Origin of the sequence: Clostridium sp. LIBA-8841 (assembly GCF_034439435.1) — a bacterium.
In the GTDB taxonomy this organism is placed as follows: Bacteria; Bacillota; Clostridia; order Clostridiales; family Clostridiaceae; genus Sarcina.
The window spans coordinates 478,752-496,094 of record NZ_JAPCKJ010000001.1; the positions used below are offsets into that span (position 1 = coordinate 478,752).

The following is a 17,343-nucleotide window of genomic DNA, read 5'->3' on the forward strand; positions in this document are numbered from 1 at the left end:
TAATTATAAATCTTTGCTGTTACGCCACTGTTACGTGATAAAATTATATATATTTAACTCAACCCAAAATTCAACTCCATGCTCTTTATTTTCAACTCCATATTGTCCATCATGTAAGTTTATTATTTCTCTCACAATAGCTAAGCCTAATCCTACCCTATTATCTTCTGAACCTCTATGCTCACTTTCTCTTATAAATGAATACCATATTGATTCCTTTTTACATTCTTCTATTTTTTCTCCACTATTATAAACTGATATTTTAACTTTATTTTTATCCTCATAAATCTTTGTTCCTATAATTATTTCTTTATTTCCATCTACATGACATATAGCATTATCTATAAAGTTATTTAAAACTTGTCCTATTCTTATTTTGTCACCTATAAGCCAGATATTTTCTAAATTTAAAGAAATATTTATTCTTTCGTTTCTTAATCTAATACTAAAAATATTAATAACTTCTTCTATTAAATTGTTCAAATAAAACTTTTCTTTTTTTAATGAAAAACTTTTAGATTCTAATTTATATAAATCTAAGAGATCCTTAACCAACACTCCCATCTTTTCACTTTCATCACATATAACATTAACATAAAACTCTCTATCCTCTTCTCTCTCTGCTATGTTATTTCTAAGTCCCTCAGCATACCCATTTATTACTGTTATTGGAGTTTTTAATTCATGAGAAACACTCGATACAAACTCTCGTTTTAATTTTTCTTCTTTTTTCTGTTTATCTAATAATTCATTTAATTTTATGTTCTTATCACTTAAATTTGTAAAGGCCTTTTTTATTTCATAGGATAACTTATTTATACTATTACCTAAATTTTCGATTTCATCTCCTGTAAATACCTCTACTTTTTCTTCAAAATTAAGTTTTGAAATCTTATCTGTAATCTTATTTAACTTTCTAATAGGTTTGGTAAATTTATTTGAAAAATAAACTGCAATAATTATAGAAAATAGCATTATAGGAACAAATATAATTATTAGAAATTTAAGGGCTATATTAACACTATTCTTAATAGTGCTTATAGGAGTCTTAGTTATTATGTTATATCCATAGTCATTATTTTTGTTTATTGCACTTAAAAACTCTATATTTTCTGTTCTCTCATACATGGTATATACTTTAGAATTACTGCTTATTTCATATTCTTTTCCAAAAGTACACATTCCCATAGACTTCCCCATATTATTCTTATGGTTCCCCATACCATTTCCCATAGGTTTAGTACTAAATACTAAATTATTACTTTTATCATATATATCTACTGTAAAGCCTTTTGTTTTACTCTGATTTAATATATCATTTTCTACATCCTCATTAATTCCTTTTTCAACTTTTACATCTATGTATTCCCCAAAGTAATTTAATTCTCTGCCTATATTTTTTATATAGAAATTTTCAAAGCATGTAGCAAAAATAATTATTCCTATTACTATTAAAGAATTTATAAGTAATATTCCCGTTAGCAACTTCCCTCTTATAGATTTTATTTTACTCACCAAGTCTATACCCAAATCCTCTTATATTTTTAATAAATGAGGCATCCTTTCCTAACTTTCTTCTCAATCTTGTAATATGAGTGTCTACAGTCCTAGAATCACCCTCATAATCATATCCCCATATTAACTCTATTATATTTTCTCTGTTATATATTCTTTCTTTATTTTTCATAAAAAGTAAAAGAAGTTCATATTCTTTATGAGTTAATTCAACCTTTTCTTTATTAATCTCTATAATATGATTATCAATTTCTAAAGTTATATCATTATACTTAATAACTTTCTTTTTATTTTCTATTTGAACTCGCTTCAATAAATTTTTCACTCTAGCTATAAGTAATTTAGGGTTAAATGGTTTTGATATATATTCATCTGCTCCCATATCAAAGCTAACCAATTCATCTATATCTCTATCCTTAGCAGTTAACATAAGTATTGGAACCTCTGATTTTTCTCTTATCTTTTTACATACTTGCCAACCGTCATATATAGGCATCATTATATCTAATATAACTAAAGATATATTCTCGTGATAAAAAATTTCTATGGCCTCTTTTCCATTGGCAGCTAGAAACACTTTATAATTTTCCTTTTTTAGAAAATCTGATACCAACCTTAAAATTCTTGAATCATCTTCAGCAACTAATATATTTATCATGAATATCTCTCCTTAAAATCTATTTACACATTAATTTAATCACTAAAATATGTAAATTTTAAGTATTCTTCTTATAAAAAAAGAGTCAAAACAGTAAAAAAACTGTTTTGACTCTCTAAATTAAACTATTCTTCTGTACTTCCAACTATTTTTGTTTTAGCTTTTTTAGGTTTTTTCGTATTATTATTTTTAGCCATATTACTTTTCTCCTTAGAATTCTTCTTTTAAATTAATAATTGCAATTACTTATTTATAAACTATTATGTCTGTATTTTTATAAATGTATACTGGTACTTTATACAAAAAAATATGGTTATTTGTCCTTCATTACAAATAACCATATAAAGTCTTTTAATTAATACATTCTTTTAAATTATTTAGAAAATTTATATGTATAAGTGCTTAATCCTTTTCCAGCATCACCTTGTACTTCTATTCCTTCAAAATCTCCTACATAATCCTTTCCATTAGTATTAGATAGGAACTTTCCTTGAACTCCTTCTCCAATTATTTTCCAATTATTATCCTTAGAAGGAGTTAATGGTGATTTCGCCTTAATATAATCAGATAATATCTGTCTTGTCTCATCTTGTGAAAGATAAACTAGCTTATCCCCTGATTTTAAAGTTGGGAAGTTTCCTCCACCACCTGCTCTATAGTTATTAGTTACAACTAAAAACTCTTGGTCCATATCAATAGGTTGTCCATTATATGTTAAATTTTTTATTCTATTTGAATCCTTATTTATAACATTTCCGTCTTTATCATACTTTGGTGCTTCTGTTACATCTATATCATAATTAACACCATCTATAATATCAAAATTAAATCCTGGGTATTCAAGATTCACAAAGTCTTGTGGTTCATTTGAATCCTTTTTAACTTGATTAAATTGACCAGCACTCATTTCTAGCCACTCTTTAACATCAGATCCTTTTACTTTAACAACAGCTACCAAATTAGGAAATTTATATATATTAGATATATCTTTTATCTTTATATCTCCACTCTTTAGATTAAAATAATCTTCTGAGTTTATTCCACCTTCAGTTAATCCAGCTTTAAGAGGTGCTGTTGCACATAATACTGGTAAATCCTTATAAGGTGTAAGTTCTTCGTTATTATTAGCTATAAGACCTTGTACATATTCCTTTTGAGCATCATTTATAAGTTGTATTGGAGCACTATCTGCAACTAATGAAAAATAACTATTTAAATCCTTTGTTATTTTTCCTACTGGCGCATTTACATACTCCATAGTGGCTTCATGATATGGTTTTAAAAAGCTTACTAACTCTTCATCATTTGCTGCCCCTTTAGCATCCATATTTTTAGTACTTCCATCTGCTACAGTCCATTTCCCATCCTTATTTTGATTAAGAGTTAAATCTATAACGCCTAATTGCTTAGCAAAGTTAAGTGGCTGAACAGTAGGTGTTCCATTCATTGTACCTTTTTCAACATCAACATCTCCTAATGATTTATATTTTTCATTTGGAAATTTATCGTGAGAATGTCCTGTTACCACAGCATCTATCCCATCTACCTTTGTTAATTCATAGGCTTCATTTTCATCACCTTTATTATATTCTCCATCACCATAACCACTATGTGATAAAGCTACTATAACGTCTGCTCCATCATTTTTCATTTGAGGAACAAATTTTTCTGCAGTTTCTTTTATGTCTGCGACCTTTACTTTTCCATCTAAATTTATTTTATCCCAATTTAAAATTTGAGGAGGAACAAAGCCTATTATCCCAACTTTCAAATTTTGTTCTTGTCCATTTGAATCCATAACCTTCTCATCAATTATTTTATATGGTGTGAAAACATTAGTTTCTCCATCATCTTTATATATGTTAGCATTTACAAATGGAATATCACTATTATTAACAATATCTTGGAGATAATCTAACCCATAGTTAAATTCATGATTTCCTAATGTACCAACATCATATCCCATTTTTTCTAAAGTTGAATAAACTGGTGATTTCTCTCCTTCTTTAGGTGGATTAACCTTACCATAGTAATCTCCTAAAGGAGTTCCTTGTATGTCATCTCCATTGTCAACTAAAATCACATTATCTATATTATCATTTACATTTGAATTTGGATCAACTTCTTTTTTCGCTTCTTTTATGAGAGTTGATATTTTGACCATTCCCATATTATCTAATTCAGAATCAGTATAATAGTCATAGTTCATCAAATTAGAATGCATATCCGTTGTAGCTAATACTCTTAACTTAACTTGATTTTCATTTGATGCCTGCTCACTTTCACCTTTAGAATCACAGCCCCACAATAATGATCCCGTCATCAACTGAGCTGCTAATATTGTTGCTATTATTCTTTTCTTTTTCAAATTTTACACCGTCCTTAATTTAATTCTTAATAACCTTTTAAATCGTTTTAACTATAAATAAAGTTTAATATATCGTTTACAGAACAATTTTAACATATAGTTACTAATTTAACAAGTTATTTACATATAGACCATTTTCTTAATTTTTCCTTAATTATTTACAAAGTTTATCTATTTATTTTACATTTTGTTAATTTTTATGATATATTGTAATAAATAACTTTTGAAGGGGGAATTCTTTTATGGAAAATCAAAAACAAAATAAATTAGGAGCTGGGATAATTGCTATTTCTATAATACAAATAATCTTCTCAGCCTTTGGACTTCTTGGCTCAATCCTTTTATTAATGCCAAGTTTCCAAGAAAATATGGCTGCAATTTCTGGAGTATCACTTAATCAAATGGGTTTCAACAATGTAACAATTATTATTGGATTAGTAGCAATAATATTAGATCTTTTAGGAATAATACTAATACTAAGAAAAAAAGCTATCGGACTATATATATACTTATTAGTGACTGCTGCTAATATAATTTATTCAATTGTACTTAATGGAATTAGTATATTCTCATTAATAGGTTCATTAATCTTACCATTATTAATGACATTTTTTGTTTATAAAAAGAAAGAACTTTTTGGATTAAGTAAATAATAGCACCATAAAACTTGCATTAATAAAAAAGACGGAAATTAAAATAATTAATTTCCGTCTTTTTTATAGTTTCTTTTAATTTGAAATATAATTTTAATTTTATCTATAAATAGCCTTTATAGGATCTAACTTACATGCATTGTAAGCCGGTATTATTCCAAAGACTATTCCCTCAATTATTGAAACTAATGTAGCTCCTATAAATGTACTCATTGTAAGAATTGGCTTAAATGGCAAGAATGCTCCTGCTCCTTTAGCTACTAAGTAACCTAATAATATTCCAATTAATCCACCTATTAGGGTTACTAATACGGCTTCAAATAAAAATTGAAGTAAAATACTTTTTGGTTTTGCTCCAATAGCCCTTCTTATCCCAATTTCCCTTTTTCTTTCTGAAACTGAGACATACATTATATTCATAACACCAATTCCCCCTACTAAAAGAGAAATTCCTGTTATAAATGCTATGAATTTTGTTAATCCACCAATTATATTTTCAAAAGCTTTTGTTACTTCTTCTGGATCTTGCATTTCATATTTTCCTGCAATATTAGGATGATTAGCCATTAAATATTTTTCTATCTCTTTATATACAGCCTTTTTATCCACATCTGCATTAAGTGATACATCTAAAGAAGTTATTACTTCATTGCTATTCATATTATCTATAGCTTTTTGAGGAACATAACTTGTGCTTCCTCCAAAACTCATCATATCAACCTTAGGAAGAATACCTATAACCTCAAAATTAATTCCATTCATAGTTACAGCTTTACCAATACCACTTTCAATCGGATTAAACAATTCTTTTGCAACGTTATTATCTAATACAATTAAAGACTTATTTTCATCTCCATCTTCAAACCATCTTCCATACTGAACTTTCTCATTTTTTCCATCGTATGGTCCTAACATAGTAAATTGATTCTTATCAAAATATTGAAGTTGACTACTTGAAAAACTCATTACTCCCATAAAACCTTGAGATGGCTTCACATCTTTAACTCCCTTTATCTCTTTTATACCTTGCATATCTGATTTTGTAAAAGGTTCTAAAAGACTCATATTTGCTTCAAAGTTATCTGGTTTAAATGTTATGTTTATCTTATTAGCATTAGTTTCTTGAGAAGATTCTAAAACATAAGCTTTTAATCCATCACCTACTGAAAGTATTGTAACTACAGAGCTTATGCCAATAATAATACCAATCATTGTTAGAAAAGTTCTTAACTTATGAAACTTTAAACTAGCAATGGCAGTTTTTATTAAATTAATTGATGACATAATCTTCCCCCTTTGTTATCACTCCATCCTTAACTCTTATTACCTTATTGGCATATTTAGTTAAGTCTTCATCATGTGTTACCATAATTATTGTCTTATTATCCTCATTAAGTTTCTTTAAAATCTCCATAATTTCTGTACCAGTATTACTATCTAAAGCACCTGTTGGTTCATCTGCAAAAATAACATATGGATTATTTATAAGAGCTCTTGCAATAGCTACCCTTTGTTGTTGACCTCCAGATAACTCTAAAGGAAGCTGGTTTTTCTTTTCAGATAATCCAACCATATTTAAATACTTATCTATAAGTTCTTCTCTTTCCTTACGAGGAACATTTTTTTCATTATATAACAGTGGCAGCTCAACATTGCTTCCTATAGTCATAGAATTTATTAAGTGGAATTGTTGAAATATAAATCCCATATATTTATTTCTTATATCAGCCTTTTGATTCTCTTTTAACTTACTTACATCAACGTTATTAAACTTGTATGTACCATCCTCAAAACTATCTAATAACCCTAATAAGTTCATTAAAGTTGTTTTACCACTACCTGATTTACCCATTATCATGACAAAATCACCTTGTTCTATAGTCAAGTTTACATCCTTTAACACATGGAACTTTTCTTTACCTAAGTTATAGTATTTATTTAAGTGATTAACTTCTACTATATTACTCAACCTTCATACCCTCTTTCATATTTGGAGTAGGGTTAGAAACTATTTTATCTTCTTCATTAAGTCCACTATTTACTATAACTATATCCTCACTTCCCTCTTTAGATGAATATGTTATAACTTGTTTAACAAGCTTTCCATCTACATTCTTAAATACAAATTCTTCATTATCTGCATTTAAAATCGCTACTTTAGGAATTTCTATTGGCTTTTGCTCTAAGTTAACAGAAGCTTGAACATGGAATCCATTAGTTAAATCTTCTTGTGAATCTGGAGTTATGTTAACTTCGTAGTAAGACATGTTTCCACCAGATGCTCCTCCCTGAGCTCCAGCTTGTGCTGCTAAAGTAGCCCCACCATCTACAGGAGTGTTTCCAACTGAAGTTATTTTACCTTTTATATTTTTATTTGTTGAAAGTATATTTATTTCAACTTCTTGGCCATCCTTAATCTTAGGTTGGTCTTTTTCATTTACAGTTCCACTAATATAATAATTACTTGATTCAACAGTCATATATGGTTGTGTAGGACTACCATTTGATTCTCCTAGTATTACTTTACCATCTATAGGAGAAGTTACTGTATAATATTCTTTATCTTTTAATGCCTTTATTTGTTTTTCTAAAAGTTTTATTTGATCATCAACACTACCTGTTGACATGCCGCCTGCATTCTGACCTAAATTTGGAGCCTGCCCTCCTTGTGGATCTTGATTTTCTAATCCAGAATTTTTTAAAGCTTCTAACTGTTTTTTTGCTTCCTGATTTTGCTTTTGAATCTCTTCCTTCTGGCTTTTAGCAGAATTTAATTGAAGCTCTAATTGTTCTATTTGACTTTGAACTTGTTCATTTTTATAGGTAAATAAAGGAGCTCCCTTTTCAACAACATCTCCATTTTTAACTTCAACCTTATCTACAGCTCCCTTTGTTGCATCTAAAAATATATTTTCAACTTTTTCTGGTTCAATTTTACCATTTACAAAGACCTTATCTGTAGAAGGTACTGTATATATTTCCATAGTTGCTACAGACTCTTTGTTCATGCTCTGTTTTAAAAAATAACTTCCTACTCCGACCCCTGCAAGTATTACGACCGTTACTATTGCTATTATGTATTTCTTCTTCATGAATATCCTCCCTTATAAATTCTTTATCCTAATAATATCATATTTTAAAAAAATATGTATAAATTTTGAATATTGTTAATCTTAAATAAACCTTAAATTACCTTTTTATCTTTTATTAACAAGAATAAATATCTATATAAAAAAATAAGATAGCAAAACTATCTTATTCTCCTAAAACATTTTCTATACATTTTTGGGTTGTCTCAACCATAAAAATCATATCTTCTTCTGAAACAATATATGGAGGATTAAAGTATAAAACATCTCCTAAAGGTCTTAACAGCAATCCCTTTTTTAGAGCTTCCTTATAAATTTTATATCCTATTCTTAAGTCACTTTGAAATCTTTCTTTTGTTTTTCTATCATTAACTAACTCTATAGCATTTATCATTCCAATACTTCTTATTTCTCCTACATTTTTATGTTCTTTAAGAACAGAATTTAATTTTTTATTTAAAAACTTCCCCTTTCTATTTACCATTTCCAATATATTTTCATCTTCAAATATATTTAAAACTTCAACAGCTATGGAAGCTCCTAAGGCATTACCTGAATAAGTATGTGAATGCATAAAAGCTTTATGCTTATTATAATCATCATAGAAGCACTCATATATTTTATTAGCTGTCAAAAGTAATGCCATTGGCATATACCCTCCTGTTAATCCCTTTGATAAGCACATAAAATCAGGACATATCCCAGCATATTCAGTAGCAAACATCTTTCCGGTTCTTCCAAACCCTACAGCTATTTCATCTGCAATAAAATGCACATCATATTTATCACAAGCCGCTCTAAGCTTTTTTAAATATAGTGACGGGTATATTTTCATACCTGCTGCAGCTTGTACCAATGGTTCTATAATAACTCCTGATATAATCTCAGAATTCTTTTCCAATTCTTCTTCCATATAAGAAAAGCATTCACAATTACAATTTTGTCTATCTTTTGAAAACTCACACTTATAACAATTTGGTGCTTTTACTCTTATAACATCTATCATTAAAGGCTTATATACAGCACTATAGATATCCAAATCTCCCATTGAAAGAGCTGCTAAGGTCTCCCCATGATAAGCATCTTCTAAAGCTATAAATTTTTTCTTTTTTTCTTTTCCGCTTTGTTTATGGTAGTGAAAACTCATCTTTATAGCTGCCTCAATAGCAGAAGAACCGTTGTCACAAAAAAATATCTTATTTAATCTTTCTCCTGTTAACTTTATTAATCTTTCACTTAGCTCTATAGCCGGTAGATTAGAAAAATTAGCAAAAATAACATGTTCTAGTTTATCAACTTGATTTTTCAAAGCATTATTTATTCTTTTATTAGCATGTCCAAAAAGATTACACCACCATGAACTAACACAATCTAAATACTTTTTATCATCTAAATCATAAAGATATGGTCCCTTTCCACTCTTTATTATTATAGGTTTAAGCTCCTCATAATCCTTCATTTGAGAACATGGATGCCATATATACTCTAAGTCTTTTTTTATTAATTCTTCTTTAAACTCCATAAAGCACCTCATTAAGTTCATTTAAATCATATTCTTCTATATTCTCTAGACTTGGTACAGTAGAAATATTTTTTACTCCTGTTAACTCTCTTATTATTCTTTTATTATCTGTGTGTATTATATTTTTTCTATTAAATCCATTAAGTACTATTCCACTAACTTTTAAACCTAAGTTTTTTAAATAACTTATGGTTAAAACCGTATGATTAATAGAACCTAATCCACTATTAGATACTAATATTATTGGTAGGTTTATTTCTCTAACTATATCCTCTAGCATAAATTTTTCATCTGAAAAGCTTATAGGACATACTATTCCACCGCTTCCTTCACAAAGGATAAAATCATATTTTTCACTAGCTCTTAAATAATCCATTTTTATTTTTTCTATATTTATAGGAACCGCTTCAACTTCACTTGCCAAATGTGGTGAATATGGATGTTCTAATATATAAGAAACCATATTATCATAATCCTCTTTTAACCCTGAGATTTTCATAACCTCTTCGCAGTCCATAGGTATTAGTCCTTCTTTCCTCTTTACAGCTCCACTTAAAACAGGTTTATAATATCCTGCATTTATTCCATCTCTTCTTAATTTTTTTAGAATTAATCCACTAACAAAAGTCTTACCAATGTCAGTGTTTGTACCTATGATATATACTCCCTTTTTCATAACTAAAAAATCCTCATTCCAACTTTCTCTATTAACTTTTTATCATCTTTTATCTTATTTCCACATGTGGTTAATAAATTGCCTGTTATAGTAGCATTTGCTCCTCCTTTAAAGGCATTTTCCCCAAAGAATTTAAGTAAATGTCTCCCTGCAGCTAATCTTATTTTTGCCTCTGGATTTATAAATCTAAAAATAGCTATGGTTCTTAATATCTCCTCTTCTTCTAAAGGTGGTACATCTTGAAGCTTTGTTCCTTTAATGGCACTTAATACATTTATAGGAATTGATTTTATTTCTAATTCCCTAAGAGTAATAGCTAAGTCTATTCTATCTAAAATTGATTCTCCAAGCCCTATTATTCCTCCAGAACAAACCTCTAACCCAATCTCTTTAGCATGTTTTATAGTATTTATTCTCTCCTCATAAGAGTGAGTTTTGCATATTTCATGGTAATATTCTTTAGAGGTTTCTAGATTATGATGATATCTTTTTACCCCAGCCTCTTTTAATTTAATTAAAGCTTCTTTATCTATTATGCCATGGGAAGCACAAAGATTTATTTTAAGTTCTTTATTTAGGTTTGAGTAATAATTAACAACTCTCTTAAAGTCATCAGCATAAAGGCCTTTTCCCGAAGTCACTATAGAAAACCTATGCACCCCTTCCTCTTCATTTTCTTTAGCAATCCTTTTTATCTCTTCGTATTCAAGAAGATTATATTCATTTATATTAGTCTTGTGATGCTTAGACTGGGCACAATAAGCACAATCTTCTCCACATCTTCCACTTTTCCCATTAACTATGGAACATAAATCAACTCCATCACCATGAAGTTCTTTTCTTATATTATTAGCTTCTTTAAGCAATATTTCTAAATCACTATTAAAAAGCTTAACTCCTTCTTCTTTAGTTAATTTAATATTTTTTAAAGCCTTTTCTTTCATTTTTAAAATAAAATCCATAACTACACACCTCAAACTTATACATACTCAAGTCTTTTTAATCTTGAAACCACTTTAGAACCAACTAATGAAATTATAAAAGTCAATAATAGATCGCTTGGCAGACATGCTATAGCTCCAATACTAACTGCTGAAAATAAACTCATAGTATCACCTAAGTAAAAATTATAAATTAAATACATATAAGAAACTCCAAATATATATATAACTAAAAGCCCAGAAATACCAGCTAAGAATAAATTTTTAATAGTTATTTTCTTTAAGTTTTCTGTTATCTTTCCTATTATATAAGCTCCAAAAATAAAACCAATTAAATATCCAAAGGTAGGTTGAAATACATATGAAAGGCCTCCACCTTGAGTAAATATAGGAATTCCAATTAATCCTACGGATACATAAATTATTTGAGCTAATGTACCTCTTTTAGCCCCAAGTAAAATTGCTCCTAATGCACAAAAGAAATACTGAAGTGTAAATGGCACTATAGGAATAGGTATTCTTATAAAAGCACCTATAGCTGTAAGTGCAGCAAAAATAGGTATTAATGTTAAGTCTCTTGTCTTAATTTTCATAAATATAATCTCCTTTAATTCTTATAAATCCATAATATCTCTCAAAACAAATTTATCTTGATTATCAAAGTATATTTCATATAATACTCTCACCGTTCACAATTGTCAACTAATAAATATTTTTAGGTTTACATTTGTTTTATTAAAATTTATTGGTTTACCAAATATCCAATTTAAAGATTTTTTATTAAAACAAAAGACTATGTTTTGAACTAGTATTAATTTTAAGTTATGTCTTAGGGAATATCTAAGCTAAAATAGATCCAAATAAAAAGGAGAGCTCTAAAGCTCTCCTTTTTATTACTATTTATTTTGTTGTGTTGATTGATCTTCAGGTTGTTCATTTGACTGATCCTGTGGTTGATCTTGAATATTCTCCTGTTTACTTGAATCATCTGAATTATTTCCTGTTTTTATAACTATATTACCATTTTCATCGTATGTTATTCCGTCCTTAACCTTCTCACTAGCTGAACTAAACATATTTACAATAAAGTCTTTAATATCAACTAGAGCATTCTTTATTCCGTTTAATGCCTTCTCTAAAAGTCCACTCTCTTCAAGTTGTTTTCCTGTATCCTTTAATACTTGTTGAAGCTTATCATTCATTTGATTTAAAGACTCTTTCATAGCATTGTAGTTGTAATCTAAATCATTTATTTTTGACATGAATTGTATAGTTTGCTCTTGTTGACCTTGTGTTAAAACTATATTGTAATTATTAGTAACATTATTTACTATCTTTCCGATTTCTTCATCATTTTTAGGCTTATCTTTTATTACATCAGTTTTAATATCGTTAACTACTACAGCAGCCTCATCCTTACCTAATGTTTGTCCATCTTTAGTTTTAGCATCGCTAAGATTATTAGTTAGAGAAATTTCTTCTCTAGCAGCTTCTTTCTTTGGAAGAGATAACTCTTCTCCTGAAGCATCTTCAAATCCTTTTAATATACCTGCTAAAGCAGCAGTTCCTGTTACCTTAAATGGAGCATCTGCTTTTACATCTGCATTATTTACCCCTGATGTAAGAAGTGCATTAGCAAGCATACTTCCTGTTACCTCTGTTAGATTGTTAGTAGTTACATTTATTCCACCTTTATCCTTAACTACTACGTAAGAACTTGATATAGATTGACTACTTGCCGGAATAGGTTTGCTTGTATCCATACCTAATTGTTCCCTTATATCTTGATTAGTTACTTCTATTATTTTAACTTCATTAGCCTTTACTCCAAAAGCATCTAACATTTGTAACTTTTCTGCTTCTGTTAGATTAGCTCCTAAAGTTACTACAGCTTCAGTTTTCTCACTTTGTGCAAAAACTGGAGTTGCCATTCCAAACATGAATGTACTCACTATGGCTCCACAAATAACTTTCATTAAACTTTTCTTTTTTATCATAATCTTTTCGTTGTAAGTAATAGTTAATCCCTTTAATTTAACCATTGCTCTATTACTACAACAACACCTCCTAAAATATAATTGTTATGAGAAGTTAAGCTTATCTATTTCATCACCCTTACTAAACTTCTTCACCCGTTTTCAAATTATATCATGGCAAATATACCTAAAAATTAAAATTTGATTACTTTAATATATCTTAATAAAAAAGTAATTTCTATTTATTAATCAAAACTATAAAAACCACATAACCAAACATTATAAAGCCTAATACAATTAATACTTGTACTAGGCTTCTTTAATTAAAACCATTTAATTTTTAAGCTATATTTTAAACAAGCATTGATTTTTAGATAGAACTGTAAGGCCATATTAATGAACAATTAGTATTGCATTATTCTGGATTAGATGCTAGTAATACTTTGCAAAATTAAGTAGGTCTAAAGGGCTAGCTAAAAATCAATATTCACCTAAAACAAAGCCAAATTCCAAAATAATATTTGTTTAAAAACTACCATGTTGAGTGATATTTTTCTTTAAGAAACTTTCCTTACTTTTTAATATATCTTCTGCTAATATTTTGTTTAATGTATCCAAGTTAAATTCTTCATCACATACTCTTACGCTTTGAACTCTTATTAAATTATCTAAAAACTGCTTTATCATAAGACCATTTTTAAGAGCTAACTCTCCTATTCTCTTTTGCATATCCCCAATAGCATTTTCTAAAGCAAGTTCAGCATCCTCATCTAAAGAGAACCCTTTTTTAACTAAGGTACTTAAGGCTATATCACATAATTCTTTTTCATTGTAATTTCCAAAGTCAACCCAAACAGGGAATCTATAGTTTAATCCTTCATTAGCTAATATAAGATCTTTCATTTTTCCTCTTACACCGCCAAGAACAATAACTATTCTATTACTGTTATTATCTATGAACTTTATAAGGTCTGAAACTATTTCATTATATCTTTCTTCCCCAAAGAAGGTATTCCACTTATCTATGTATAAAACTTTTCCAATATGCTTATTCAACATATCCTCTACCTTTATACCTGAATTAACCATTGCCATAAATTCATATTTATCTATTTGAACTATGCTTTTAGCTTTTACTATTCCCATGCTATATAACATCTCTGAATATATATTTAGAACAGTTTTCTTCCCTGTTCCACTTTCTCCAGTGAACACCATATTCATATACTTATTTAAGTCAACTTCGAAGCCAAGCTTCTTTCTTTTCTCCTTGATTTTTATAAGTTTATATTGACTTCTAAGGAAATCTTTTAACCCCTCATTTCCTACTAAAGCATTTAATTTTTTCTCTAAATCAAAGTGGTTATCATATTTAATTGCATTCATAGCCTTAATATCTTTTGTGTTTATTAAATTCATTTCATAAACACTTATATCATTTTCTGCAATTCTAATACTTTGATTTCTTATAAGCTGCTCAACATAATTTCTTACCATTCTTCCATTTCCTGATTGAGCATCTGCATTTTCATATATTTCAACAAAATTCTTTTTAAGCTCTGAATATCCATTCTTAGAAAGCTTAAAGCCTTTAGCTTCTACTAATTTTATAGCCATTTCTAAAAGCTCATTTGGATTATAATCTTCAAACTTAGTCCAAAGTGGGAATCTTGATCTTAATCCTATGTTAACATCGAAGAAGTTTTCCATTTCCTCTTCATAACCTGCTAAAATAACTATTACTTCTTTTGAATAGTCTTCAATTAATTTAAGAAGAGTTTCTATAGCTTCTCTTCCTAGAGAATCATTAGCTAAAGTATAAGCTTCATCTATAAATAAAACCCCTCCTAAAGCTTCCTTAAACTTCTCTTCAGTTTTCTTTGAGGTTTCTCCTAGAATATCTGAAACAAAACTTGATCTGTCAGTTTCAACCAATTGACCAACCTTTAAAAGTCCCATGCTATTTAACATTTCAGCAACTAATCTTGCTATACTAGTCTTTCCTGTTCCTGGATTCCCTGCAAATATCATATTTAAGTTTTGTTCTATTTTAGTGCTTACCCCAACAGACTTTCTCTTTTCTTGAGCCACTATAAGTTTATATTGGCTTCTTAGGAATTCTTTAACTTCTTCAAGTCCAATTATTTCTTTAAGCTTTTCCTCTAAATCAAATTTAGCACTAACCTTAAAGTTAAAGTTATCTTTCTCTAAAAGATCTATAGCTCTTTCTTTATTTACTAAGTATTTTTTAGAAGCATCCATTATCGCGTTTTCTACAATATTCCTAACAAATCTAGCATTTCCTAAATCACTCTTTCCAACAAGTTGGTTCTTAGTGAATAATTCAATAAGCCCAGCCTTTGCATTATTAGCTATTCTATACCCTTTTGATTTAGCAATATTAACGGCTATTTCATACATTTCTGATGGATTATAATCTTCAAATTTTATTACATTTGGAAATCTTGATTTCAACCCTTGATTAAAACTTAAAAAGTTTTCCATATCTTTTTCATAACCAGCTAAAATAACAGTTATATTGCCTCTATTATCTTCTATTCCCTTTAATAAAGCATCAACAATTTCAAGTCCTACTTTATCCTTTTCATCTTTGCATAAAGAATAAGCCTCATCTATAAATAATACTCCCCCTAAAGCAGACTCTATTATTTCATTTGTTCTTTTAGCAGTATCATTAACTCCTTCACCTATGAAATCTGCCTTACTAACCTCTTTAAATATATTCTCTTTTATCATTCCTAAGGCATGTAAATATTCAAAAGTTATTCTTGCAGCATTGGTTTTTCCTGTTCCTGCATTTCCTGCAAATATCATATTTAAAGATATCTGAGTTGGCTTTAATCCAAGTTTTTCTCTTATCTTTTGCACCTTAAAGTTATTCTCTATTTTATCTATAAAATCCTTAAGTTCCTTCATACCAATAATAGATTCTAACTTATATCTAACCTCTTCTAAGGTTGGAGTTGTGTATTTGCTTAAATCATATATTTCATCATTTGATTTGCAGTAGATACCATCGTCTTTTACATATATAAGCAATCTACTATTTGCTTCAATTCCTTCTTTTCTAATAATATTGATTATTGGCTTACATATTTTATAAGATATATATTGATCTAAACTTAAACTTCCTTTTTCTCTAAAAGTATCTTCTATATAAGGACAAACTCCTGCCTTTTCTTCTATTTCCGGATCTTCATCTACCCCTATTATTATGTCAACATCAAAAAGTTCTTTAACTTTTTTTATTTCTTTTAATAGCTTTTTCTTTATGACCTTATTTTTATCCTTTTCACTTAATGCCTTTCTATATAAAGCTTTATTCTTATTAACTAAAAACTCTTTAGATATTGTTTCAAAATCCTCGTTCTTTTCCTTGTTATAAAGGAATATAAAGAACTTATTATTGCAAATAATTTTATTTATGATTTCTTCATCAATTTCCTCTGCTTCAACTAAAAATTTATTCTTTATTACATAATTATCTTTCAGCATTATACAAGAATTAGGACTTATTCCTGAAAGCACATTTAATATATCTTCACTTGCTTCTTCTGTATTTTTAAATATTACACATTGAGAATCACTATTTAATTTTTCATATAAGTCTGTTAAGAAAGCATTATATCCTAAATTAAACTTATATGCTGCCAAATCAATTTCATCAATCTTACTATTTTTAAGGAATTCATATTTACTAAGTTCTTTAAATAATAAACTTAGTACACTATTTTTAAATATATCTCTTTCCTCTACTATAAGTAATATACCTTTACTATCCTCTTTAATTTTTTCTTTAAAGTAATTGCATAACTCCTTATTAAAAACTCTTTGTCCTATAAGTTCCTCATTAAGTTTCTTTTCTATTTTAAAAAATCCATTTTCTAAAATCTCTTTATTCACCATATTCTACTCACTTCATAA

The 17,343-nt window shown here is 28.4% G+C and carries 13 protein-coding genes; 1 reads left to right on the forward strand and 12 read right to left on the reverse strand.

Annotated elements, in window-relative coordinates:
* Positions 1-30: 30 nt before the first annotated feature.
* The 3 genes from OIF33_RS01890 to OIF33_RS01900 all read right to left on the reverse strand — a co-directional run bounded on the left by OIF33_RS01890 (position 31) and on the right by OIF33_RS01900 (position 4,541).
* Positions 31-1,515: a HAMP domain-containing sensor histidine kinase gene (locus OIF33_RS01890; protein ID WP_322502533.1), complete on the reverse strand. Its 1,485-nt coding sequence runs from the start codon at positions 1,513-1,515 to the stop codon at positions 31-33.
* Positions 1,508-2,173, reverse strand: coding sequence for a response regulator transcription factor (locus OIF33_RS01895; RefSeq protein ID WP_322502534.1), 666 nt, complete (start codon positions 2,171-2,173; stop codon positions 1,508-1,510). The genes OIF33_RS01890 and OIF33_RS01895 overlap by 8 nt, the downstream gene beginning before the upstream one ends.
* A 373-nt stretch (positions 2,174-2,546) precedes the next feature.
* The gene (locus tag OIF33_RS01900; protein WP_322502535.1) at positions 2,547-4,541 is read right to left on the reverse strand and encodes a bifunctional 2',3'-cyclic-nucleotide 2'-phosphodiesterase/3'-nucleotidase; all 1,995 of its coding nucleotides are present in this window, start codon (positions 4,539-4,541) and stop codon (positions 2,547-2,549) included.
* Positions 4,542-4,783: 242 nt separating this feature from the next.
* On the opposite strand from OIF33_RS01900, the gene OIF33_RS01905 reads away from it, so the two are divergent.
* Positions 4,784-5,194: a hypothetical protein gene (locus OIF33_RS01905; protein ID WP_322502536.1), complete on the forward strand. Its 411-nt coding sequence runs from the start codon at positions 4,784-4,786 to the stop codon at positions 5,192-5,194.
* A 99-nt stretch (positions 5,195-5,293) separates the two neighbouring features.
* Here OIF33_RS01905 and OIF33_RS01910 read toward each other — a convergent pair whose 3' ends face one another.
* The 9 genes from OIF33_RS01910 to OIF33_RS01950 form a co-directional block, all read right to left on the reverse strand.
* Complete coding sequence (locus OIF33_RS01910; protein WP_322502537.1) at positions 5,294-6,478, reverse strand: ABC transporter permease; 1,185 nt, start codon at positions 6,476-6,478, stop codon at positions 5,294-5,296.
* On the reverse strand, positions 6,465-7,163 hold the full coding sequence (locus OIF33_RS01915; protein ID WP_322502538.1) for an ABC transporter ATP-binding protein: 699 nt from the start codon (positions 7,161-7,163) through the stop codon (positions 6,465-6,467). Before OIF33_RS01915 ends, OIF33_RS01910 begins: the two co-directional genes overlap by 14 nt.
* Positions 7,156-8,286 carry an efflux RND transporter periplasmic adaptor subunit gene (locus OIF33_RS01920; protein WP_322502539.1) on the reverse strand — a complete coding sequence of 377 codons (1,131 nt, stop codon included), beginning with the start codon at positions 8,284-8,286 and terminating at the stop codon, positions 7,156-7,158. Before OIF33_RS01920 ends, OIF33_RS01915 begins: the two co-directional genes overlap by 8 nt.
* Positions 8,287-8,449: 163 nt before the next feature.
* A complete protein-coding gene (gene bioA, locus OIF33_RS01925) occupies positions 8,450-9,805 on the reverse strand; it encodes an adenosylmethionine--8-amino-7-oxononanoate transaminase (RefSeq protein WP_322502540.1) in 1,356 nt (451 codons plus the stop codon).
* Complete coding sequence (bioD, locus tag OIF33_RS01930) at positions 9,795-10,481, reverse strand: dethiobiotin synthase (RefSeq protein WP_322502541.1); 687 nt, start codon at positions 10,479-10,481, stop codon at positions 9,795-9,797. Before bioD ends, bioA begins: the two co-directional genes overlap by 11 nt.
* Before the next feature lie 2 nt (positions 10,482-10,483).
* Entirely contained in the window at positions 10,484-11,443 is a 960-nt protein-coding gene (bioB, locus tag OIF33_RS01935; protein ID WP_322502542.1) for a biotin synthase BioB, read from the reverse strand.
* A 17-nt stretch (positions 11,444-11,460) separates the two neighbouring features.
* Entirely contained in the window at positions 11,461-12,015 is a 555-nt protein-coding gene (locus OIF33_RS01940) for a biotin transporter BioY (protein WP_322502543.1), read from the reverse strand.
* A gap of 303 nt (positions 12,016-12,318) precedes the next feature.
* Entirely contained in the window at positions 12,319-13,464 is a 1,146-nt protein-coding gene (locus OIF33_RS01945; RefSeq protein WP_416173345.1) for a DUF1002 domain-containing protein, read from the reverse strand.
* A gap of 459 nt (positions 13,465-13,923) precedes the next feature.
* A complete protein-coding gene (locus OIF33_RS01950; RefSeq protein ID WP_322502544.1) occupies positions 13,924-17,325 on the reverse strand; it encodes an AAA family ATPase in 3,402 nt (1,133 codons plus the stop codon).
* Positions 17,326-17,343: the final 18 nt, after the last annotated feature.